Annotated in this window: 21 protein-coding genes; 12 read left to right on the forward strand and 9 right to left on the reverse strand. The window is 67.4% G+C overall.

The window, feature by feature from the left end:
• Positions 1-9 precede the first annotated feature (9 nt).
• Together FHW85_RS15900 and FHW85_RS15905 are read left to right on the forward strand one after the other, a co-directional pair.
• Positions 10-669 (forward strand): Pr6Pr family membrane protein, encoded by a 660-nt coding sequence (locus tag FHW85_RS15900; protein WP_168648906.1) that lies wholly within the window; start codon positions 10-12, stop codon positions 667-669.
• 58 nt (positions 670-727) lie between these two features.
• Complete coding sequence (locus FHW85_RS15905) at positions 728-1,270, forward strand: hypothetical protein (protein ID WP_167255070.1); 543 nt, start codon at positions 728-730, stop codon at positions 1,268-1,270.
• Positions 1,271-1,275: 5 nt separating this feature from the next.
• On the opposite strand, the gene FHW85_RS15910 is transcribed toward FHW85_RS15905, so the two are convergent.
• The 3 genes from FHW85_RS15910 to FHW85_RS15920 form a co-directional block, all read right to left on the reverse strand.
• The gene (locus FHW85_RS15910) at positions 1,276-1,962 is read right to left on the reverse strand and encodes a glutathione S-transferase family protein (RefSeq protein ID WP_168648907.1); all 687 of its coding nucleotides are present in this window, start codon (positions 1,960-1,962) and stop codon (positions 1,276-1,278) included.
• A gap of 295 nt (positions 1,963-2,257) precedes the next feature.
• Positions 2,258-2,554, reverse strand: coding sequence for a cupin domain-containing protein (locus tag FHW85_RS15915; protein WP_168648908.1), 297 nt, complete (start codon positions 2,552-2,554; stop codon positions 2,258-2,260).
• A 7-nt stretch (positions 2,555-2,561) separates the two neighbouring features.
• Positions 2,562-3,491: a DMT family transporter gene (locus tag FHW85_RS15920; RefSeq protein ID WP_168648909.1), complete on the reverse strand. Its 930-nt coding sequence runs from the start codon at positions 3,489-3,491 to the stop codon at positions 2,562-2,564.
• A 111-nt stretch (positions 3,492-3,602) separates the two neighbouring features.
• Between FHW85_RS15920 and FHW85_RS15925 the strand changes: the two genes are divergently transcribed.
• The 4 genes from FHW85_RS15925 (at position 3,603) to FHW85_RS15940 (ending at position 5,773) form a co-directional block, all read left to right on the forward strand.
• On the forward strand, positions 3,603-4,109 hold the full coding sequence (locus tag FHW85_RS15925; protein WP_167255062.1) for an Lrp/AsnC family transcriptional regulator: 507 nt from the start codon (positions 3,603-3,605) through the stop codon (positions 4,107-4,109).
• A 53-nt stretch (positions 4,110-4,162) separates the two neighbouring features.
• Positions 4,163-5,119: a prolyl aminopeptidase gene (pip, locus tag FHW85_RS15930; protein ID WP_168648910.1), complete on the forward strand. Its 957-nt coding sequence runs from the start codon at positions 4,163-4,165 to the stop codon at positions 5,117-5,119.
• An 80-nt stretch (positions 5,120-5,199) separates the two neighbouring features.
• The gene (locus tag FHW85_RS15935; protein WP_168648911.1) at positions 5,200-5,496 is read left to right on the forward strand and encodes a type II toxin-antitoxin system RelB/DinJ family antitoxin; all 297 of its coding nucleotides are present in this window, start codon (positions 5,200-5,202) and stop codon (positions 5,494-5,496) included.
• On the forward strand, positions 5,483-5,773 hold the full coding sequence (locus FHW85_RS15940; RefSeq protein WP_168648912.1) for a type II toxin-antitoxin system RelE/ParE family toxin: 291 nt from the start codon (positions 5,483-5,485) through the stop codon (positions 5,771-5,773). Before FHW85_RS15935 ends, FHW85_RS15940 begins: the two co-directional genes overlap by 14 nt.
• Before the next feature lie 24 nt (positions 5,774-5,797).
• Here FHW85_RS15940 and FHW85_RS15945 read toward each other — a convergent pair whose 3' ends face one another.
• Positions 5,798-6,559, reverse strand: coding sequence for a hypothetical protein (locus tag FHW85_RS15945; RefSeq protein ID WP_168648913.1), 762 nt, complete (start codon positions 6,557-6,559; stop codon positions 5,798-5,800).
• Positions 6,560-6,993: 434 nt separating this feature from the next.
• Here FHW85_RS15945 and FHW85_RS15955 point away from each other — a divergent pair, with 434 nt between their 5' ends.
• From FHW85_RS15955 to FHW85_RS15970, 4 genes are all read left to right on the forward strand, one after another.
• On the forward strand, positions 6,994-8,865 hold the full coding sequence (locus FHW85_RS15955) for a M1 family metallopeptidase (RefSeq protein WP_167255054.1): 1,872 nt from the start codon (positions 6,994-6,996) through the stop codon (positions 8,863-8,865).
• 82 nt (positions 8,866-8,947) lie between these two features.
• A complete protein-coding gene (locus FHW85_RS15960; RefSeq protein ID WP_243868058.1) occupies positions 8,948-9,967 on the forward strand; it encodes an alpha/beta fold hydrolase in 1,020 nt (339 codons plus the stop codon).
• Positions 9,968-9,989: 22 nt separating this feature from the next.
• Positions 9,990-10,421: a hypothetical protein gene (locus tag FHW85_RS15965; protein WP_167255052.1), complete on the forward strand. Its 432-nt coding sequence runs from the start codon at positions 9,990-9,992 to the stop codon at positions 10,419-10,421.
• Positions 10,422-10,516: 95 nt separating this feature from the next.
• Positions 10,517-11,713, forward strand: coding sequence for an MFS transporter (locus tag FHW85_RS15970; RefSeq protein ID WP_168648914.1), 1,197 nt, complete (start codon positions 10,517-10,519; stop codon positions 11,711-11,713).
• A gap of 90 nt (positions 11,714-11,803) precedes the next feature.
• On the opposite strand, the gene FHW85_RS15975 is transcribed toward FHW85_RS15970, so the two are convergent.
• Positions 11,804-12,574 (reverse strand): YgjP-like metallopeptidase domain-containing protein, encoded by a 771-nt coding sequence (locus tag FHW85_RS15975; RefSeq protein ID WP_167255048.1) that lies wholly within the window; start codon positions 12,572-12,574, stop codon positions 11,804-11,806.
• A 260-nt stretch (positions 12,575-12,834) separates the two neighbouring features.
• Positions 12,835-13,752, reverse strand: a complete 918-nt coding sequence (locus FHW85_RS15980) for a recombination-associated protein RdgC (protein WP_167255046.1) — start codon at positions 13,750-13,752, stop codon at positions 12,835-12,837.
• 446 nt (positions 13,753-14,198) lie between these two features.
• Between FHW85_RS15980 and FHW85_RS15985 the strand changes: the two genes are divergently transcribed.
• Positions 14,199-17,231 (forward strand): TonB-dependent receptor, encoded by a 3,033-nt coding sequence (locus tag FHW85_RS15985; RefSeq protein WP_167255044.1) that lies wholly within the window; start codon positions 14,199-14,201, stop codon positions 17,229-17,231.
• 41 nt (positions 17,232-17,272) lie between these two features.
• On the opposite strand, the gene FHW85_RS15990 is transcribed toward FHW85_RS15985, so the two are convergent.
• The 3 genes from FHW85_RS15990 to ttcA form a co-directional block, all read right to left on the reverse strand.
• Positions 17,273-18,634 (reverse strand): DUF2252 family protein, encoded by a 1,362-nt coding sequence (locus FHW85_RS15990; protein WP_168648915.1) that lies wholly within the window; start codon positions 18,632-18,634, stop codon positions 17,273-17,275.
• A gap of 110 nt (positions 18,635-18,744) precedes the next feature.
• On the reverse strand, positions 18,745-19,947 hold the full coding sequence (locus tag FHW85_RS15995; RefSeq protein ID WP_167255040.1) for an amino acid aminotransferase: 1,203 nt from the start codon (positions 19,945-19,947) through the stop codon (positions 18,745-18,747).
• Positions 19,948-19,976: 29 nt separating this feature from the next.
• The gene (gene ttcA / locus FHW85_RS16000) at positions 19,977-20,849 is read right to left on the reverse strand and encodes a tRNA 2-thiocytidine(32) synthetase TtcA (protein WP_168648916.1); all 873 of its coding nucleotides are present in this window, start codon (positions 20,847-20,849) and stop codon (positions 19,977-19,979) included.
• A gap of 140 nt (positions 20,850-20,989) precedes the next feature.
• On the opposite strand from ttcA, the gene FHW85_RS16005 reads away from it, so the two are divergent.
• Positions 20,990-21,196, forward strand: a complete 207-nt coding sequence (locus tag FHW85_RS16005; RefSeq protein WP_167255036.1) for a DUF465 domain-containing protein — start codon at positions 20,990-20,992, stop codon at positions 21,194-21,196.
• Positions 21,197-21,263 lie beyond the last annotated feature (67 nt).

The following is a 21,263-nucleotide window of genomic DNA, read 5'->3' on the forward strand; positions in this document are numbered from 1 at the left end:
GGAGCCGGCATGTCCACACGCTTTCGCCTGTTCGCCGCCGCGGCCGCCGCGCTGGGGTGGTTCGCGCTGATCCTGCAGTGGCTGTTGTCGATCCAGTTGACCATGGCGAACGGACAAGGGGCGCTGGCCGGCACGTGGATCTTCTTCGGCTTCTACACGATCCTGACCAATATCCTGGTGGCGCTGGCCTTCACCGCCGGCGCGCTCGGACCGCGCGGAGCGCTCACCCGCTTCTTCCATCGCCCCGGCACCTGCACGGCGGTGGCGATGAGCATCGTGGTGGTCAGCGCGGTCTATAACGTGATGCTGCGGCAGCTGTGGCATCCGCAGGGCTGGCAGCTGTTCGCCGACGCCACGCTGCACGACGCCATGCCGCTGGCCTTCCTTGCGTATTGGTGGTTCGCGGTGCCGAAGGCCTCGCTGGCCTGGCGGCAGATCATCGCCTGGCAGGGTTATCCGGTCGCCTATTTCGCCTATGCGCTGGCACGCGGCGCGGTGAACGGCTGGTATCCCTATCCCTTCCTGGACGTCACCAGCCTGGGCTATGCGCAGGTGGTGATGAATGCGCTGCTGGTGCTGCTGTTCTTCATCGCCGTGGCGTTGGCGCTGGTGGCCTTGGCACGCTGGCAGGCACGCCGCGCGGCGCAGACAACCACCCAGCCCGCCTGACGCTTCCGTCACGCGCTTGCGGCAGAATGCGCGCACGCGCCAACCACCCCGGACCGCCATGCGTATCCTGTCGATCGGTTTCGCCCTGCTGCTCGTTACCGCGCCCGCGCTCGCCCAGGACGGCGATGCGGCGGCTTTTTTCGTCAAGCTCTACGCGGAAACGTGCATGAAGCACTACAGCAAGCCCGACACGCTGAAGGCGGAATTCGAGGCGGCCAAGACGCCGGAACTGCCCGCCTCCACCGCGGGATTCTTCCTCGGCGGCATGCCTGGCAAGGCCTGGCCGCAACGCGGGCCGGGCCAGGGCCGTTTCGTGGTGTCGCTGCGTGATGACGGCATCTGTGCAGTGTTCGCGCAGCACGCGGATGACGTGGCCGTGGAAAAGGGCTTCCGGAATCTGGTTTCCACAAGCCCGCCGCCACTTACCGCCGCCGCGGACAAGGACGAACACGCGATGTCGCCAACCGGTCCGATCCACACGCTGAGCTATACGTGGTCGCGTCCCGGCGACAGCAGCGAGTTGCTGTTCACCCTGACCACCGCCGTCTCGCCGGATGCACCGGTGCAGGCCATGGCCTCGCTCGGGCTTACCAGGAAATAAGCGAATCAACTACCGGTTCGAAGGTCTTCCAGCCACTCGCCGGCGAGATGGGTGTGGTCCTCGTGATCGGTATCGCGCCACGGTTCGCGCAACGCCTCTTCGTACCAGCGGCGGCAGGAAGGCAGGGCGCGCAGGCGTTCCGCATAAGCGGCTGTTGCCGCGGACACCGGCAGGTCGTAGGTCTGGATGCGATACGCCACCGGCGCGTAGAACGCATCGACGGCGCTGAAGCGCGCACCGGCAAGGAACGGCCCGCCGAAACGCTGCAATCCTTCCCTCCATAGCTCATCCAGTCGCGCCAGATCCGCCTTCAACGCTTCCGGCTGATGGAACAGCCGCACGCGGATGCCGCAGCTCATCGAGGCGTGCTCTCGCAGCGCGCCGAAACCGGCATGCATCTCCGCCGCCGCACAGCGGGCCCAGGCGCGCGCGGCCGGATCCTCCGGCCACACGCCCGGATGCCGCTCGGCCAGGTATTCGGCGATCCCCATCGAATCCCACAGCACCGCGTCGCCATCGTGCAGGCACGGCACCTTGCCGTTCGGCGCGAAGCGGCGGAAGTTCGCCCAGTTATGGTTGCCTTCGAAGCGCACCAGCCGCTCCTCGAAAGGAATGCCCAGCTCGTGCAGCAGCAGCCAGGGACGCATCGACCAGGACGAGTAGTTCTTGTTGGCGATGTAGAGGGTGTACATGCCGGCCTCTCCCCATGCGGCGTGGACTTGAGCGCCAAGCCTAAGCCGGAAGGCTGGGGAATGGCAGCCGCAAGGGTCGGAAAGCGCCTACGTGCCGCGCAGCAACCCTCGGCACGTACTTTCGGAATCGTTCGATTTCCCCTCCGGCGAAAAACAACTCAAGCCGAGGCATTGCGCGAATCCGTGGACGCCCTGGCGCTTGCGCTACCGCGTGGATGTGGTCGTGACACCAATGGACAGCCGCCGGATGGCCTACGGGCCCTGAGTCAGATCGGTCCGATCATCGGCCGCCAACTCAGGTATCGATGATCACCAAGGTGCCATGGCTCCCCGCCGCCACCGCATGCGGCACGCCCGCCGGCACCACGTACAGCTCGCCGGCACCGACGCGCACCACGGCGCCGCCGATCTCCAGCAGCATCTGCCCGTCGAGTACCAGCAGGCCTTCCGGGTAGTCGTGGCACTCGTCCGGATACGCCGACGCGTCCATCCGCACCACTTTCAGACGGGCGCCGCCGAAACGCGCCAGCACGTGCGACTTCCATGCCTGCGGCAGCTGGCCGGCGGCCTCGGCCAGGGCGATCAGCGTCATGCGCGCCTCAGCACGGCTTGGCCGGCGTGGCCGCCATCGACGCGGTGGACGCCGGCGCCGGCGGGCGCTTGCGCGCATTGGCCAGGATCACGCCGCCGACGGTGATCGCACCGCCCACCACGGTGAGCAGCGCCGGGCGCTCGCCCAGCCAGACCCAGCCGATCAGCACCGCGATCGGCGGCGAGAAGTAGATGAAGCTGCTCACCTGCGAAGCGGAAGCACGCTGCAGCGCCGCGTTCCACGCGATATAGCCGATGAAGGTGGGCGCGATGCCCAGCCACAGCAGCGAGCCGATATGCGCCATCGGCGCATGCGCCAGTGCGTGCGGCAAGCCCAGGCCCAGCGGCAGCGCGGCCAGCGCGCCGGCGAAGAAGGTGAAGCCGGTGACGCCCAGCATGCTGTTGCGCGCGAACAGCGGCTTCTGGCCCACGAACAGCACCGCCGAACAGACCACGCTGACCAGCACCAGCGCCGCCATCGGCTCGAACTTCACGCCCTTGCCGCTGGCCAGCACCACCACCACCACGCCGACCAGGGCTATCCCTAAGCCGGTGAGCGTGCGCGCCGACAGCCGCTCGCGCAGCCACACCGCGGACAGCGCCGCGGTGGCGGCCGGGATCAGCGAGATGATGATCGCCGCCGTGCCGCTGGCGACGCGGGTTTCGGCGGTGTTGAGGCAGAAGTGGTAGGCGGTCAGGCCCAGCACGCCGAGCACCGCCAGCTGCGGCCAGTCCTTGCGCGCCGGCAGCGGCACGCGCTTGAACAGCAGCAGCGCGGCGAAGCACAGCGCGCCGATGCCAAGGCGCGCGAAAGCCACTTCGCCCGGGGTGAACGAACCCAGCGCGTGGGCGATCGCGGCATACGCCGAGGACCAGGTAAGCAGGGCGATGCCGATATAGGTCAGGGCGCGCCCGTCGAGGCGTTCCGGGGTGCTCATGGGGATGGTTCCTGGGGCGGAAACTAGTGGAAATCGTAGATCGGCGGCGGCCGCCCCGGAATGATGAATCAGCGTAGGATGGGTATGTTTCGCCAACGATCGAACCATTCCATGAACGCTCTTACCTTCGAATCGAAACCCACCTGGGACACCAAGGACTGGCAGATCCTGGAAGCCCTGCAGCAGGACGCCCGCCTGGGCTACGCCGAGCTGGGCCGCAAGGTGCGGCTCTCCGCGCCGGCCGTGGCCGAGCGGGTCAAGCGCCTGGAGGAAGCCGGCGTGATCACCGGCTACCGCGCCCAGGTCGATCCGCGCCGGCTCGGCTACGACATGGAGGCGATGATCCGCCTGCGCTGCGACGGCGGCACCTGCGCCCGCGTCGGCGCCCTGGTCGCCGGCATCCCCGAGGTACTCGACTGCCGCCGCCTGGCCGGCGAGGACTCCGCGCTGCTGCGCGTGGTGGCGATGTCGGTGCCGCACCTGGAAAACGTGCTGGACCGGCTGCTGAAGATCCATCCGAGCATCAGCACCACCACCCTGGTGGTGCTGCAGACCTCGCATGCCAACCGGCCGATCACGCAGGCGATGCGCAACGCGGCCAACGCCACGCTGGGTTGAATGCCTGGCGATCGCGCGGGTTATGCTCGCGCGGTTGCCAAGGAGCCAAGCGCATGCGCGAGCTGTATCCCCAGATCGAGCCGTACCAGACCCAGCGCATCGCGGTGGACGGCCTGCACACCTTGTTCGTGGAGGAATGCGGCAACCCCGACGGCTTGCCGGTGATCTTCCTGCACGGCGGCCCGGGCGCTGGCGTGTCGCCGTACCACCGCCGCTTCTTCGATCCGCAGCGCTACCGCATCGTGCTGTTCGATCAGCGCGGCGCCGGCCGCTCCACGCCGTTCGCCGAGCTGCGCGACAACACCACCTGGCACCTGGTGGCCGATATCGAAACCATCCGCGAGGCGCTGGGCATCGAGCGCTGGGTGGTGTTCGGCGGCTCCTGGGGTTCGACGCTGGCGCTGGCCTATGCGCAGGCGCATCCGGAACGCGCGCTGGGGCTGGTGCTGCGCGGCATCTGGCTGGTGCGCGACGAGGAAATCCGCTGGTTCAATGAGCTGGGCGGCGGCGCGGCCTTCGTGCGTCCGGTGGAATGGAACCGCTATCTCGCCCACATCCCCGAAGCCGAACGCGGCGACATGGTGGAAGCGTACTGGCGCCGCCTGGACGACGCCGACCCGCAGGTGCGCCTCAGCGCCGCGCTGGCCTGGGATGCCTGGGAAAGCAGCTGCATCGCGCTGGCCGACACCCCGTACGATCCGGCCGATGCGGGCACGCAGGAATCGGCGATCAGCAAGGCGCGCGCCGAAGTGCATTACTTCCGCCACCGCGCGTTCCTGGAGCCCGGGCAATTGCTGCGCGACGTGGACAAGATCCGCCGCATTCCGTCGACCATCGTGCATGGCCGCTACGACCTGATCTGCCCGGTGAAGAACGCATACGACCTGGCCGAAGCATGGCCGGAGGCGGATTTCCACGTGGTGACCGCGGGGCATGCGGCGTATGAGACGGAGATCGTGGATGTGCTGGTGCGGGCTACCGACGGATTGGCTGATCGGTACGCTGCTTAAGCGCATCGAAGCGAGAGGGGCTTGCTCGTATCTCAAATGAGATACAAAATGGACCTACCCGGTCCCTCAAAGCTAACCCCATGGCTCACACTTCGATGCTCCACGTCCGCGTTGATGACGAACTCAAGGCCATCGCCACGGAGAAGCTCGCCGACATCGGGCTCACCGTTTCCGACGCCGTACGCATCCTGCTGACTCGTATCGTCAAGGAAGGTGGTCTCCCGGCCGCCCTAACGGTCGACTCGAACGCCTATGACGCATGGTTCCGCGCCAAGGTGCACGAAGCTCTCGAAGATAAGCGACCACCCTCGTCGCACCAGCAAGTCATGGACGATGCTCAAGCGCTGATCGAGAGGAAAAGGCGTGCCCGACGTTGAATGGCGACAGACAGCGCGAGCCGATTTGCTCGCCATCATTGACTACATCTCCGACGACAACCCAGATGCCGCGCAACGGCTCAAGGATGATATCGAGACCCGGGTAGCCGGGCTCCCTGCGCAACCGAGGCTCTATCGCACAGGCCGTGTGCCAGGCACGCGAGAGATGGTCGTACACCCGAACTACGTTGTGGTTTATGCGGAACTCGGCAAAGTCATTGCGATCCTTCGCGTCTTGCATGCTGCGCAACAATGGCCACCGGCTGGCTTGCCATGACGTTAGCGCATGGGTTGATACGCGCTAAGGCAAGCCAACGTAGCTCCGCTTGAACTTCACCGCCTGCGCCATCCCCGGCACCCTCCACTCGCCCAGCACGGTGAGCTGCTTGCCATCCGGCGCGAGCTGCCAGCGTTGTTCGAGCTGCGAGCCGTCGGCGTACTGGATCGATACGCGCAGGCCGTCGGCTTCGCGGGAGCCGGCGACCATCGCGTTGCCGGACAGCGATTGGCGGCGCTGTCCATCGAGGTGTACGTCCATGTTCTGGCCATTCGCGAAACGCACCTGCACCGCTTGCGCGTCCTGCTGCACCAGCAGCACGTTGTCCTGTTCGAGCGTGGGCGGCAGCGCGTAGTCGCCGCGGAAATCCTGGGCCTTGTCGTCCTTGCTGCTGTCGCTGGAAGCGCTCTTGCCGCCGCGGCCGCCATGGCCGCCGCCCATATGGCCGCCTCCGCCCATGCCACCGCCCCCCATACCTCCACCGCCCGCGCCGCGCCCCATGCCACCACCACGGCGACCACCGCCGCTGCGCGCGCCTTGCGCCGGCGCGCCGCTCGACGAAGCCGCCGCAGGCGCGGCCATGCCGCGCGCCGCTTCGCGCAGCAGGCCCTGCACGGTGTCGGGGGTGTCGCTGTTGCGGTCGTCGAGGCGCCAGGCGCCGGCATAGCTGGCGGTCTGCGCCTGCTCGGCATGCAGGTCGCTGGCAATCAGCGCGACCGCGCCGAGAATCGTCAGCTGCAAAAGCAGCAAGAGAAAGCCGTGGCGGCGGCGAAAGCTCCGGGCCATAGATGCAACCGTCAGTCACCCCTCAATGGGCATAAAGAGGGATGACGCGCGAACCGGGCCGCGGTTGACATCGCGCTGACACATCGCAAGAAACGGAGGGGCTGGCCGCCCGTCCCTTCATCGCGGGCGAGCGCTACACCATCGCCGATATCTCGCTCTTTGCGTATACCAGGCTGGCAGGCGATGCGGGATTCGAGCTACAGCCTTACGCGCATCTGCGCGCATGGATGGCGCGCGTCGAGGCACAGCCCGCGCACCTGGGCGAGCGGTTCCAGTACACGGTCGATCCGCACGCACCGGCTTGAGCGCAAGCCGCGCGCGGGTCTGTACGAGGCTGCTGCCCGGTTTATACCCGGCGTCTCTCAGTACTCCCGGTACGGGCCGCCCCGCCGAGGCAATGGCATACTCGGCGCTCCCGTTGACCGGAGCATCCCATGCGCCTCCTTAGCGCCTTCGCCATCGGCGCCTTCAGCCTGCCGCTGGCCGCCTACGCCGCCGATCCCCATTCCTACGCCCAGCCCGACCAGGTGCGCGTCACCCACCTGGACCTGGACCTGAAGATCGACTTCCCGCACAAGCAGCTCGACGGCGTGGCCACGCTGAAGCTGGACTGGAAAGACGCCAAGGCGCAGGCGCTGGTGCTGGACACGCGCGACCTGAAGATCGCCAAGGTGGAAGCGGTGGATGCCGCCGGCAAGGCCAGCGCGCTGAAGTACGCCTTGGCGCCGGCCGACAAGCAGCTCGGCAGCAAGCTCACCATCCAGGCGCCGCAGCATCCGGCGCAGGTGCGCATCGCCTACGTCACCGCGCCCACCGCCTCGGGCCTGCAGTGGCTGACGCCGGAGCAGACGGCCGACAAGAAAGCGCCCTTCATGTTCTCGCAGTCCGAATCGATCCACGCGCGCTCGTGGGTGCCGCTGCAGGATTCGCCGGCGATCCGCTTCACCTACAGCGCGCATGTCAGCGCGCCGAAGAACGTGCGCGTGGCGATGAGCGCGCTCAACGACGCCAAGCACGCGCTGGACGGCGATTTCCGCTTCGACCAGCCGCACCCGATCCCGTCCTACCTGCTGGCCGTCGCCGCCGGCGATATCGACGTGAAGGAAACCGGCCCGCGCTCGGCCGTGTATGCCGAACCCAGCGTGGTCGGCAAGGCCGCCAAGGAATTCGAGGACACCGAGAAGCTGATCAAGGCTACCGAGCAGCTCTACGGCCCCTACGCGTGGGGCCGCTACGACCTGCTGGTGCTGCCGCCGTCCTTCCCGTTCGGCGGCATGGAAAACCCGAACATGACCTTCGCCACGCCGACCGTGCTGGTGGGCGACAAGAGCCTGGTCTCGCTGGTCTCGCATGAGCTGGCGCATTCCTGGTCGGGCAACCTGGTGACCAGCGCCGCGTGGCGCGACATCTGGCTCAACGAAGGCTTCACCACCTACGTGCAGGGCCGCATCACCGAAGCGGTGTACGGCAAGACGCTGGCCGACGAGGAAGCGCTGCTGTCCGCGCGCGACCTGCAGAAGCATATCGGCGAGATGCCGCAGAACTCGCAGAAGCTGGCGCCGGAACCGCACGGCGTGGACGCGGACGACACGCTGTCCGACGTGGCCTACACCAAGGGTTCGTGGTTCCTGCGCACGCTGGAGCAGCGCTTCGGCCGCAGCACCTTCGATGCGTACCTCAAGGGCTATTTCGCCCACTTCGCATTCCAGAGCATCGACACCGAACAGATGCTGGAGTACCTGAAGGCCCATCTGTTCGACCAGAACCCGGGCAAGATGGACTGGGCCGAAGTGAAGGAATGGGTGTACGAGCCGGGCATTCCGAAGAACGCGCCGCTGCCCGTCTCGCCGCGCTTCGACGCCATCGACAAGGAACGCGCCGGCTTCCTCGCCGGCTCGCTGGCCGCCGACAAGCTCGACGCCCGGGGCTGGAACACGCAGGAATGGATGTACTTCCTGGACGGCATGCCCGACGTCGCGCCGCTGGAGAAAATGCAGCAGCTCGACGCCGCCTGGCATCTCACCGGCACGCCGAACGCCGAGATCGGCATGCGCTGGTACAGCCACGCCATCGCCGCCGGCGACAAGGCCGTGTGGAGCGCCGCCGCCGAGCACATGACGCGCATCGGCCGCCTGTACCTGACCACGCCGCTGTACCGCGCCTTCGTCAAGACGCCGGAAGGCCTGGCCTACGCCGAGCAGGTGTATGCGAAGGCGAAGTCCGGCTATCACCCGATGACCCAGGACGCCGTCCAGCGGATCATCGACAAGGCCAGGCACCCGGCGGCGAAGAAGCCGGCCAAGTGATCGACGCCGCACGGCGCGCCGGGCTTGATCGGCGCGCCGTGCGACCCGACATGCTCTCCTTTCTCCTGCGCGGATCGTCACGATGACCAAGTCCACTCTTCCCGCCGCCGGCCAGGGCAGCCAGCGCCCCTTGTGGCAGCGGCTGCTGATCCGCCGCCTGAAATTCCTCGCCATCGTGGCGCTCGTGCTGGGCCTGGGCCTGGGCGGCTGCTATCTGTTCGCGCCGCAATGGCTGCTGCGCGCGGAAGTGGCGCGCAAGGCGATGGCCGCGCACGTGGAAACGCATTCGGTGCAGGTGGGCGACACCAAGTGGGTCTACTACGAAGGCGGCAAGGGTCCGACCCTGCTGCTGCTGCACGGCTTCGGCGCCGACAAGAATGTGTGGCTGGAACAGCTGCGCCTGCTCACCCCGAATTTCCACGTGATCGCGCCGGACCTGCCGGGCTGGGGCGATTCCACCCGCGTCGACGGCGCCAGCTACAACATCGATGCACAGGCCGCGCGCCTGCAGGGCTTCGTCGCGGCGCTGCGGCTGCAGCAGGTGATCCTGGTCGGCCATTCGATGGGCGGCGCCATTGCCGGCACCTACGCGGCCGACCATCCGGAGCACGTGGCCGCGCTGGCGCTGATCGATGCGTTCGGCCTGAAGACCAGGGAGAACGACTTCGTGCGCCAGTCGCTGGCCGGCACGAACCTGTTCAACTACGACGACCGCGCCGGCTTCGAACGCGCCACTTTGCTGGCCTTCGAGAAGATGCCCAGCATCCCGGGCCGCTTCGTCGACGTGCTGATCAAGAAGAACCAGGACGAACGCCCCTTTACCGACCGCACCTTCCACGAACTGCTCGATCCCTCGCAGTACCTGTCGGTGCAGAACCGCCTGGACCGCCTGACCATGCCGGTGCTGGGCCTGTGGTGCCACGACGACAAGATCATCGACATCTCCGGGCTGGACAGCCTGCGCAACGGCCTGACGCATTCCAGCGCGATCAGCTCCTCGGTGCTCAGCGGCTGCAATCACATGCCGGTGCTGGAGAAGCCGGAGGAGACCTCGCGGATCCTGGGCGCCTTCGCCGTGCAGCACATGCCGCTGGGCGGCTGATGTTCGACGAAGGGAGTCCGGCATGCTGATCGAAGGACGCTGCCACTGCGGCAACATCTCGTTCGTGCTGGACTGGCAGCCCGACCCCGAGAGCATCCCGGCGCGCGCGTGCACCTGCACCTTCTGCACCCGCCATGGCGGCCTGTGGACGTCGAATCCCCAGGGCAGGCTGCAGGTGCGCGTGGCCGATCCCGCGCGCGTCTCGCGCTATGCCTTCGGCACCGAAACCGCGGCGTTCCAGATCTGCATGACCTGCGGCGTGGTGCCGCTGGTCACCAGCCGCATCGACGGGCAGCTGTACGCGGTGGTCAACGTCAATACCTTCGAGAACGTCGATCCCTCGCTGCTGCAGCGCAGTTCCAGCACCCTGGACGGGGAAGGCGTGGGCGATCGCCTGGCGCGCCGCCAGCGCAACTGGATCGGCCAGGTGGATTTTCCCGCGGCCGACGGCTGAATTTAAAAGTTTCTTTAGTCGCCGCAGCCATGCTGCTCTGCGACAATAGGCGACGCCGCGCTCCGCCTGCTTCGCGGCCTGCCTTAAAGAAATCCATGACTAACGCTATCCACGACGAGCCCCAGGGCCTGCGGCTGACCTGGCGCATCGTCCAGATCGTCAGCTTCACCTTCCTGGCCTACCTGGTGATCGGCCTGCAGCTGGCCGTGCTGCCGCCGTTCGTGCACAGCGACCTGGGCTACGGCGCGGTGCTCGCCGGCCTGGTGGTGAGCACGCAGTACATCGCCACCTTCCTGAGCCGCGGCTTTGCCGGACGCACTTCCGATACCGCGGGCCCCAAGCGCGCGGCGATGATCGGCATGGCCGCCTGCGGCGTCAGCGCCGTGCTGATGATCGCCGCCGCCCTGCTGCGGCCGTGGCCGCTGGCGTCGCTCGTGCTGCTGCTGCTCGGGCGCCTCGCGCTGGGCGTGGGCGAAAGCTGCGTGGGCACGGGCTGCATCATGTGGGGCATCGGGCGCGTGGGGCCGGCGCATACGGCCAAGGTGATTTCGTGGAACGGCGTGGCGACGTACGGTGCGCTCGCCGCGGGTGCGCCGCTGGGCGTGCAGCTCGCCAGCGCGTTCGGTTTTATCGGCATCGGCATCGCGGGCGCGCTGCTGATGGTGGCGGGCCTGTTGCTCGGATGGCGCCGGCCGGCGGCGAAAGTGGAATCCGGCGAACGGCTGCCGATGCATCACGTGTTCGGCCGCGTGTTCCCCTACGGCATGGGCCTGGCCCTGGGCGCGATCGGCTTCGGCGCCCTCGCCACCTTCGTCACCCTGTACTACGCGGCGATGGGCTGGAGCGGCGCGGCGGCCACGCTGAGCGTGTTCGGCGCGTGCTTCGTCGGCGTGCGCCTGGTGCTGGGCGGGGCGATCTCGCGCTTCGGCGGCTATCGCGTGGCGCTGGTGTCGTTCACGCTGGAATGCGTGGGCCTGATCGTGCTCGCGTCGGCGGGCAGCGCGGCCATGGCCATGTTCGGCGGCGCGCTGACGGGCCTGGGTTTCTCGCTGATTTTCCCGGCGCTCGGCGTCGAAGCGGTGCAGCGGGTGACGCTGAGCAATCGCGGCTCCGCCCTGGGCGCGTATTCGGTGTTTACCGACCTGGCGCTGGGCGTGGCCGGTCCGCTGGGCGGATGGCTGGTGTCGGGCGGACGATATGGGCCGCTGTTCGCCACGGCGGCGGGGTTTTCGGTGGTGGCGATCGCGCTCACCGCATGGCTATATCTGCGCTACGGCCGCCGCATTGCGTAGGTTGGGGTGAGCGCAGCGAACCCCAACGGTGCAAGCCTCGTGCGCACCGCACTGTTGGGGTTCGCTGCGCTCACCCCAACCTACCGCGGATCAATCCGCGACGTCGGCCACCAGCCGGTCGAGCTCCGCCTTCAGGATCGCCCCGTTCTGCCGCAGCCAGTCGCGCTGCTCGCGCCAGTCGGGGAAGAGGTGCTCCACCTGCGCCCAGAAGCGCGGCGAATGGCTGCGCACTTTCAGATGGCACAGCTCGTGCGCCAGCACGTAGCGCAGGGCCGCGGGCGGCGCGAGGGCCAACGCGAGATCGAGGTTGATGCGATCGCGCGTATCGAGGCTGCCCCACAGGCTTTTCATCGGGCGGATGCGCAGCGCGGTGGGCGCCAGGCCCAGCTGCGGCACGTAGCCGGCCATCCAGCGTGCCACGTCGCGGCGCATCAGCGTTTCGAAATACGAGGCGAGCAGGCCGCGCGCCACCGGCAGCGCGCGCGTATGCGGGCGCGGCAGCACCAGGGTGAGGCCGCCTTCGTAGGGTTCGACTTTCGGATACGGGCCTTCGGCCCAGTCCAGCAAGGTGGTTTCGCCGCGCAGCGGGAATTCGGTGGCATAGCCCAGGCGCAGCGGCGGCAGCGGCTTGGTCACCAGGTTCAATTCGTCGAGCTTCTTCTCCAGCCAGTCGACGTGGCTGCGCAGGAAGGCGCTGACCTGGGCCGGGTGCGTGCCGTGCGGATAGGAAACGCGCGCGCCCTTCGGCGTGACGGTGAGACGCAGGCGGCGCGCGCGCGGATGCGCGGACTTGAGCACGCGGATGGTCCCGCCGCTCGTCGTCGACAATTCCAGCCAGTCGCCTTCCAGATGCTGCGTCATCGGTACTACCCCGCCTTGCTGTCTATGCTGCTCCCGGCCGCCCTGTCCCGCCATTGTCCGCCCGCCACTGTGGGGAGAGCATGCAGGCTATGCAAGACGGCTGGGTGACGCCCGGCGCAGGGGCGCCGGGAACCAGGATAGATGGGGTTCGGCGGGGAAAATTCCAGCCGTGGCGCGGGTTTCGGAGCATTGGCCGCATAACCGCGCGGCCTGGCGGGCGGCAGCTCGACGCTTTCGAGCCGCCGTTCAGCCTGGCCGGCTCAGCCGTCGGCGGGGCGGGGCAGGCCGAACCACTCCTCCAGCTTGCCCAGCAGGCGCTCCAGCTCCAGGGTCAGCAGGGCGAAGCTGGCATCCATCTCGGCGGCGGCGTCCTGGTGGCTGTCGCCCATCTCGTCCAGAACGACGTCCAGGAACTTGAGCTTGCGCACCACCAGGTCCTCGCCCAGCACGAAGCTCATGCGGTCGTCGAACACCAGGCCCAGCTGGAACACCTGCTTGCCGTTGCGCAGGTGCTCCTTCATCTCCTCGCTGTCCAGCTCCTGGCGGCGGCAGCGGGCGATGGCGCCGGTGGCGGTGGCCGGGTCGCGCAGCTCGCATTCGTCGCCCAGGGCCAGGCCGGCCGGCAGGTTGCCGGTGGCCAGCCAGTCGGTCATCAGCACGCGCGGGCCTTCCTCCGGCGCCAGCGGCACCGCGGGGAAGCTGCCCAGGGCCTCGCGCATCTGGGTCAGCGCGTTCTCGGCGGACTTGCGGCTGGAGGTGTCCAGCACCAGCCAGCCGTGGCGCTTGTCCACGTAGGCCGACAGGCGCGAGCTGCGCACGAAGGCGCGCGGCAGCAGTTCGGTGAGCAGGTCTTCCTTGAGGCGCTTGCGCTCGCGGCCGCCGACCTTGCGGCCTTCTTCCTCGGCGATCTTCTGCACCTTGCGCTGCAGCTCGTCGTTGACCACGGCGGCCGGCAGCAGCTTGTCCTCGCTGCCCACGGTGACCAGGGTGCAGGCCTTCACCGCATGGGTGAGCGCCGCTTCCTCGCCCCGCCCTACCGGCGGCACGAAGCCCTTGGTGCCCATTTCCAGCGGCCCGCAGGGGCGCAGGCGGTGCTCGGCCAGGACTTCGTCGAGTCGGTTGAGGTCTTCGGCCACGGCGGGGGAAAAGCGGAACAGCGTGAGATTGCGGAAGAACATGACTGGGCTGGGTATCCGGGCGGTCTGGCGGCCCCGGACCGGGGCGCACGAAACGACCATCATACCGGATGAGGCCGCCCCGGCCCTCGCTCATGCCGTCCGGGGCATGTCGATATGCCGGCTCTGGACTCATCGCCGCTGCCGCGGACCTGCGGCTCAGGAAAAAGTACGAAGCCGTGCACGGATTCGTTTAGCCATCTATACATCCAAAAAACTTTTCGCTATAACGGACTCGCATGCCGCATCGCAACATTCTGGGAGAAGTTGCGCGGTCATGTCTCGAGCGAAAAGCGTCGGCCGCGCCAGCGGCTTCCGGCAGCGTCGCTTTCGACCATCCATCGGATTGAACAGCACCATCCAGGCACTGCGGGCACCGCAGGCTCAGCCGCGACATGCCATGTCCGCGGGGAGCTTCCGCGCCCGCTCAATGGGGAGAGCACGACGCAATGACTAACTCGGGCAGCAAACGATTCCTGGCACTGGCCATCGGCCTGTGCATCAGCGGCGGCGCGCTGGCGCAGGCCACCACCGGCGGCATCTTCGGCCAGGTGGCGTCGGGCCAGGGCGACAGCGTGCTGATCAAGAGCAGCACCGGCCTGAGCCGCGAAGTGCCGCTGGACGACAAGGGCCGCTACAGCGTCGCGCAGCTCCCGCTGGGCACGTATACGGTGACCTTGCAGCGGCAAGGCCAGGTGGTGGAAACGCGCGACAACATCGCGATCCGCGTGGGCGCGGGCACCGAGGTGTCGTTCGCCGGCGCGGTGTCGGCGCAGAACCTCGGCGGCGTCAGCGTCACCGCGAACGCCTTGCCGGCGATCGACGTGTCCAGCGTCGACTCGCGCACCGTGGTCACCTCCGACCAGCTCGCCAAGGTGCCGCTGGGCCGCAGCTCCGAAGCCATTGCCTTGCTGGCGCCAGGCGTGGTGAACAACGGCGGCAGCTTCAGCGGCCCCACCGGGCAGTCGCTGGTGAGCTTCGGCGGTTCCTCGGCCAGCGAGAACGCGTACTACGTCAACGGCTTCAACACCACTGACCCGCTGCGCGGCTTCGGCGGCCTCACCCTGCCCTATGGAGCGATCGACCAGCAGGAGGTCTACACCGGCGGCTACAGCGCGATGTACGGCCGCTCCGACGGCGGCGTCATCAACGTGGTGGGCAAGCGCGGTACCAACCAATGGCACTTCGGCACGCAGGTGCTGTGGGAGCCGGCATTTGCCCGCGCGCGCCAGCGCGATCGCTTCTACGAAAGCGGCCTGCCGGCCACGCCGGTCGCCGGCAATCTCTACGCGCCGGACAGCGCCGACCGCAGCTGGACCACCACGGTCAGCGCCTACGCCGGCGGCCCGCTGGTGAAGGACAAGCTGTTCCTGTTCGTCGCCGGCGAATACGAGCGGCAGGAAGGCAATACGGTAAACCCGGTCAGCGGCTTTCTTTCCGGCAAGCCGTATGTCGACTATCGGCACAACGACCCGCGCTGGTACGGCAAGCTGGACTGGAACATCACCGACAACCACATCCTCGAAGTCACCGGCGCTTCCGACAAATACAACAGCTCGGGCACCATCTACCGCTACGACTACGTCAACCGCGCGCAGGGCGCGCGCATCGGCGCGGACGACAACATCAAGAGCGGCGGCGACGTGTACACGGCCAAGTACACCGGCTATCTCACCGACGCGCTCACGCTTACCGCGCAGTACGGCCGCATGAAGACGTCCGACTACGACGTGCCGGGCGGCTACGACCCCTCGCTCACCTACGTCGACGGCGTGACCAACCAGAACCCCGCGCTCAACGGCGGTGTCGGCCGCGGCAACAGCCAGACCATCGTCTCGCTGTTCGATCCGGGCCGCGGCAACCGCACCACCAATACGCGCATCGACCTGACCTACAAGCTCGGCGACCACACCCTGAGCGCGGGCATCGACAACCAGACCGCGAAGGCGCTCAACCAGGGCTCCAACACCTCCGGCCCCGGCTATTACTGGGCCTACGACCAGGCCGATCCGAACACGCCGCTGTCCACTGGCCTGGGCGTGCCGGCTACGGGCGGCTTCCCGAACGGCGCGCAGGGCTACTACGTGGTCAAGACCGTGGCCAACAGCCTGGCCACCGTGCGCTCCAGCCAGCGCGCGCAATACATCGAAGACAAATGGCAGCTCACCGAGCGCTGGCTGCTCTCCATCGGCGTGCGCAACGACCAGTTCCGCAACTACAACGCCGACGGCCAGGCCTACATCACCCAGCACAAGCCGCAGTGGGCGCCGCGCCTGGGCTTCGCCTGGGACGTGTACGGCGATTCCAGCTTCAAGATCTACGGCAATGCGGGCCGCTACTACCTCGGCCTGCCGCTGAATCCTTCGCTCAATGCGGCGGGCGCCTACGTCAGCACCTCGCAGTACTACACCTACAGCGGCATCGCCGCCGACGGCACGCCCACCGGGCTGACCGCGATGTCGGGTCCGGTATCGGCCAACAATGCGTTCGGCATCCTGCCCGACCCCAAGACGGTGAGCACGCAGGATCTGAAATCCGAATACCAGGACGAGTTCATCCTCGGCTTCACCAAGACCGCCGGCACCGACTGGGTCTACGGCGCCAAGCTCACCCAGCGCGTGCTGCGCAGTGCGATCGACGATTACTGCGATATCGACCGCGTGCTGGCCAAGGCGCAGTCGCTGGGCTACGACGTCACCACGTCCAGCAATCCGGTGAGCTGCTGGCTGTTCAATCCCGGCAAGGCCAATACCTTCACCCTGGTCGACACCTCCGGACGCTACGTCAGCGTGCCGCTCAACAACGCGGAGTTCGGCTTCCCCACGCTCAAGCGCAAGTACTACGGCCTGGAGACCTTCCTGGAGCATCCGTTCGACGGGCAGTGGTACGGCAAGCTCACCTACGTGTTCTCGCGCAGCTACGGCAATACCGAAGGCCAGCTGCGTTCGGACCTGTACCGCGAATCGCGCGGCACCGGCCAGACCGCGGTGTCGACCACGCAGGACTGGGACAACTCCTGGATCATGGCGTACAGCAACGGCGCGCAGAACAACGATCACAAGCACCAGCTGAAGTTCTTCGGCTATTACCAGCTCACGCCGGAATGGCTGGTCTCCGCCAACCTCAGCCTGATCGCCGGCGCGCCCAAGCCCTGCCTGGGCTATTACGGCCCGGACCGCGCCGACCCCGCCGGCTACGGCAACAGCTACCACTTCTGCTTCGGCGAACCCTCGCCGCCTGGCAGCCAGGGGCGCCTGCCGTGGATCCGCCAGCTGGACCTGGGCGTGAGCTACCGGCCCGCGTTCGCGGCCAGCCGGCTGGCCTTCAGCGCCAACGTGTTCAACGCGCTGAACGAGCAGCGCGTGCTCGCGATCTTCCCCAACGGAGAGTCCTCGCCGAACAAGGCCAATCCGCTGTACGGCACGCCGACCTCGCGGCAGCTGCCGCGCTATGTGCGGCTGAGCGTGAGCTACGACTACTGAGGACAGGGAGGGCGGCGCGCGCGCCGCCCTCCTTCGCTCACTCAGTACAGCGGCGTGCCGGCGTTGTACGCGCCGACGAAGGACTGCCAGTCCAGATTCACCTGGTCGGCATAACCGAACGCAAAGGTGGCGATTTCCGATTCCAGCCCGCTCTTGCTGCTCACCGCATTCGTGACCTGCTTGTCGATGCTGTACGGCACGATGCTGCTGTCGTAGTCCTGGTCGGAGATGGCGTGCGCGGAGGCCAGCGCCTGGCCCAGGTAGGTGGCGGCGGTGTTCAGCTTGCCGGCGCTGCTCAGCTTGGTCGGATCGAAGTCTTCCGCGTAGGGCGACTTCTCGTGCACGTAGAACGCCATGCCGTTGATGGTCGCGTAGCCGGCCAGCACGTCGGCGTTCAAGGTCTGCGCCTTGGCGGTCATCGCCACGCGGTCGCCTTCGTGGTTGTTGTAATCGGCGGCCGGCAGCTGGCCGTCGTCGACTTCGGCGACGGCGCTGGACACTTCCTGCTTCACTTCCAGGATCACATCGTCCGACGTCGACGTGGACGGCCCCTCGACCAGCACGTAATAGCGCAGCCGGCCCAGGCTGCCGATGCCGGAGCCGAGCTTCTGGCGGATGTCCTTTACCTGGTAGTAGCTGGCGGCATAGCGCTTGGACGAGGCGATGGTGTTGACGTAGCCGCCGATCGCCGCGGCGATGTTGTTGTAAGTGCTGCTGTCGACGGTGGCGAGCGTGCCGGCAATCGTCTGGAACTGGCGCGTGCTTCCGCTCACCTGCGTGTACTTCGCCAGCAGATCGGAACGCGCATCGCCCTTGGACTTGGCGATGGTGTCGTTCACCACGCCGGAGGTATTGCCGTTCTTGAGCTGGAAGCTCAACTCGGCGCTGCTGCCCTTGAAATCGTCCATCTTGTCGACATAGGCGCCGACCATGGTGTCGATCGCGGTCTTGATGTCGCTGTCGGCCAGGCCATTGGCGCGGCCGGCCAGCACCATGCTGGTGGCGAGGCGGCGCAGGTCCCACACGTACTGGCCGAGATACCCCTCGTCGAAATCGTCCACCGAGAACACCGTGTTGCCGCTGCTGTCCTGCCAGGCGCCGAAGTTGCCGATATGCGCGTCGCCGCCGATCCAGGTGTAGCCGGTCTGCGTGGTGGTGTAGCTGGACGCCGGCAGGGTCTGCATGTCCTGGTAGAAGATATGCGCGGTGCCGCGATAGAAATTGAAGGCGCTGGCCGCCATGGTCGACATCTTGGTGCCGAGTTCCGCGCTGTCGGTAGCGGCGAACGGGTGGTTATAGCCATACACCTGCGACACCACCCAGCTGGTGCGCGAGCTGGCGGCGTGCGCGGCGGTGGCGCACAGCAGGGTGGCAACGGACAGGACGATCCATGCTCTCTTCATCACGACGTTCCTCCAGGCAAGAAAAAAGGCGCGGCCTTGCAGCCGCGCCTTCGGTCGAACCGGAATTCAAACGGTCACGCGTGACGCCGGTGTGACGTGCGTTCTTGCGTTCAGTTCTTGCTGACCGCCGCCACCGCCGCGGCCACCGTGTCCAGGTTGGAACGGTTCAGCGCCGCCACGCAGATGCGGCCGGTGCCGATCGCATAGATGGCGTACTCGTCGCGCAGGCGATCCACCTGGGCCTTGCTCAGGCCCGAGTACGAGAACATGCCGGCCTGCTGCTGGATAAAGCCGAACTGCGGTGCGCCGTGCGCCGCCAGCTTCTCCACCATGCCGGCACGCATCGCGTGGATGCGCTCGCGCATCTCGCCCAGCTCCTGCTCCCACATCGCACGCAGCTCGGGGCTGTTGAGCACGCCGGCCACCAGGGCGCCGCCGTGGGTGGACGGGCTGGAATAGATCGAGCGGATGGTGCGCTTGACCAGCGACTGCACGCGCAGGGCTTCGTCGCGGTCAGCGGCGACGAAGCTGAGCGCGCCGGCACGCTCGCCGTACAGCGAGAACGACTTGGCGTACGAGCTGGTCACCACGAAGGACTCCAGGCCCGAGGCGGCGAACAGGCGCACCGCGGTGGCGTCGGCGTCGATGCCCTGGTCGAAGCCCTGGTAGGCCATGTCGATGAAGGGCAGCAGCTGGCGCTCCTTCACCACCTCGACCACCTGCTGCCACTGTTCGGCGTTGAGGTCCACGCCGGTCGGGTTGTGGCAGCAGGCGTGCAGCAGCACCACGGTGCCCGGCTCCAGCTTGCCCAGGTCCGCCAGCATGCCGGCGAAATCCAGGCCGTGGGTCTGCGGGTCGTAGTAGGTGTACTCGACCACCTCGAAGCCGGCGGCGAGGAACACCACCCGATGGTTTTCCCAGCTCGGGTTGCTGATGGCGATCTTGGCCTTCGGCAGGGCCTTCTTCAGCACGTCCGCGCCCACGCGCAGCGCGCCGCTGCCGCCGACGGTCTGCGAGGTGGCCACGCGGCCGGCCGCCAGCAGCGGCGATTCGGCGCCGAACACCAGCTTCTGCGTGCCCTGGGTGTAGGCCGGCAGGCCGTCGATCGGCAGGTAGCCGCGCGGTTTCGCTTCCTGCGCCAGGCGCTGCTCCACTTCGTGCACGGCACGCAGCAGCGGGATCCGTCCCTGTTCGTCGTAGTAGATGCCCACGCCAAGGTTGACCTTGCCCGGGCGCGCATCGGCCAGGTAGGCCTCGGTGAGTCCCAGGATCGGATCGCCCGGAGTCATTTCAACGGATGCAAAGTGCGACACGGCGTTACTCGCAAGTGAGGGGGGAGGGATCAGGCTTCGGCTGGTTCTTCGGGCGCACCGGCCAGCCACTGGTGCGCGTCCGCGCGGGACGCGCCTTCGCGCGCGCCGAGCGAGGCGAAATCGAACAGGTTGCGGTCGGCCAGCTGCGAGGGAGCGACCGCGCCCAGCGCGCGGAACATGGTCTCGCTGCGGCCGGGGTAGTGCTTCTCCCAATCTTCCAGCATGCGCTTGACCACCTTGCGCTGCAGGTTCTCCTGCGAGCCGCACAGGTTGCACGGGATGATCGGGAACTGCTGCAGCTGCGCGTACTCGGCGATGTCGGCTTCCTTGCAGTATGCCAGCGGACGGATCACCACGTGGCGGCCGTCGTCCGAGCGCAGCTTCGGCGGCATCGCCTTGAGGCTGGCCTGGTGAAAAAGATTTAGGAAAAACGTGCCGAGGATGTCGTCGCGATGGTGGCCCAGCGCGATCTTGGTGATGCCGTTGGCCGCGGCCCAGGTGTACAGCGCGCCGCGCCGCAGGCGCGAGCACAGGCTGCACATGGTCTTGCCCTGCGGGATCACGCGGGTCACCGTGCTGTAGGTGTCCTGCTCGATGATGTGGAACGGCACGCCGCGGGCGGTGAGGTAGTCCGGCAGCACGTGCTCGGGAAAGTCCGGCTGCTTCTGGTCGAGGTTCACCGCGATCAGCTCGAAGCGCACCGGCGCCTTCGCCTGCAGCGACAGCAGGATGTCCAGCAGGGTGTAGGAGTCCTTGCCGCCGGACAGGCACACCATCACCTTGTCGCCGTCCTCGATCATGTTGAAGTCGGCGATGGCCTGGCCGACCTGGTGGCGCAGGCGCTTGGCCAGCTTGGCGGCCTCGTACTGCTGCTTGCGGGTGGCTTCGGGCTGGGCGGACATGGCGTGGCATCGGCGAGCGAATGGCCGCCCATTGTAGCGGCCCTGCCCCGGCCCCGCCCTGCCTTCCGGCAACTCCACCGGCCCCGGCCCGGCGGAGTACACTCGGGTTTCGTCCTTTCGCCAGCCGCCAGCCGCCGCCCATGCAGGTCCAGGATCCCGCCGAGATTGCCCATCTGCTGGCCGAACTGCGCGTCGAGCACCGCGATCTGGATATCGCCATCGACGCCCTGGCCGCGGCCATGGGCCGCGACGAGCTGCAGCTGACGCGGATGAAGAAGCGGAAATTGCTGCTTAAGGACGCGATCGCTCGCTTGGAAAGCCGGCTGATTCCGGACCTGGATGCTTGATGCTGCGGATCGGGAAAGAGCTTTTAGGTCTTTTCCGATCTTGAGCTCACTGCTCCGCCCGGCCCCT

Source organism: Dyella sp. SG609, from assembly GCF_012275375.1.
In the GTDB taxonomy this organism is placed as follows: domain Bacteria; phylum Pseudomonadota; class Gammaproteobacteria; order Xanthomonadales; family Rhodanobacteraceae; genus Dyella_D; species Dyella_D marensis.

Bases quoted from the DNA above. Each gene is read 5' to 3' on its own strand.
- FHW85_RS15965 (WP_167255052.1), top strand. From the start codon at position 9,990: ATGCTGATCGAAGGACGCTGCCACTGCGGCAACATCTCGTTCGTGCTG.
- FHW85_RS15970 (WP_168648914.1), top strand. From the start codon at position 10,517: ATGACTAACGCTATCCACGACGAGCCCCAGGGCCTGCGGCTGACCTGG.
- FHW85_RS16005 (WP_167255036.1), top strand. From the start codon at position 20,990: ATGCAGGTCCAGGATCCCGCCGAGATTGCCCATCTGCTGGCCGAACTG.
- FHW85_RS15945 (WP_168648913.1), bottom strand. From the start codon at position 6,559: ATGGCCCGGAGCTTTCGCCGCCGCCACGGCTTTCTCTTGCTGCTTTTG.
- FHW85_RS15905 (WP_167255070.1), top strand. From the start codon at position 728: ATGCGTATCCTGTCGATCGGTTTCGCCCTGCTGCTCGTTACCGCGCCC.
- FHW85_RS15990 (WP_168648915.1), bottom strand. From the start codon at position 18,634: ATGAAGAGAGCATGGATCGTCCTGTCCGTTGCCACCCTGCTGTGCGCC.
- FHW85_RS15900 (WP_168648906.1), top strand. From the start codon at position 10: ATGTCCACACGCTTTCGCCTGTTCGCCGCCGCGGCCGCCGCGCTGGGG.
- FHW85_RS15985 (WP_167255044.1), top strand. From the start codon at position 14,199: ATGACTAACTCGGGCAGCAAACGATTCCTGGCACTGGCCATCGGCCTG.
- FHW85_RS15915 (WP_168648908.1), bottom strand. From the start codon at position 2,554: ATGACGCTGATCGCCCTGGCCGAGGCCGCCGGCCAGCTGCCGCAGGCA.
- FHW85_RS15920 (WP_168648909.1), bottom strand. From the start codon at position 3,491: ATGAGCACCCCGGAACGCCTCGACGGGCGCGCCCTGACCTATATCGGC.
- FHW85_RS15960 (WP_243868058.1), top strand. From the start codon at position 8,948: ATGACCAAGTCCACTCTTCCCGCCGCCGGCCAGGGCAGCCAGCGCCCC.
- FHW85_RS15975 (WP_167255048.1), bottom strand. From the start codon at position 12,574: ATGACGCAGCATCTGGAAGGCGACTGGCTGGAATTGTCGACGACGAGC.
- FHW85_RS15925 (WP_167255062.1), top strand. From the start codon at position 3,603: ATGAACGCTCTTACCTTCGAATCGAAACCCACCTGGGACACCAAGGAC.
- pip (WP_168648910.1), top strand. From the start codon at position 4,163: ATGCGCGAGCTGTATCCCCAGATCGAGCCGTACCAGACCCAGCGCATC.
- FHW85_RS15980 (WP_167255046.1), bottom strand. From the start codon at position 13,752: ATGTTCTTCCGCAATCTCACGCTGTTCCGCTTTTCCCCCGCCGTGGCC.
- FHW85_RS15910 (WP_168648907.1), bottom strand. From the start codon at position 1,962: ATGTACACCCTCTACATCGCCAACAAGAACTACTCGTCCTGGTCGATG.
- FHW85_RS15955 (WP_167255054.1), top strand. From the start codon at position 6,994: ATGCGCCTCCTTAGCGCCTTCGCCATCGGCGCCTTCAGCCTGCCGCTG.
- ttcA (WP_168648916.1), bottom strand. From the start codon at position 20,849: ATGTCCGCCCAGCCCGAAGCCACCCGCAAGCAGCAGTACGAGGCCGCC.
- FHW85_RS15935 (WP_168648911.1), top strand. From the start codon at position 5,200: ATGGCTCACACTTCGATGCTCCACGTCCGCGTTGATGACGAACTCAAG.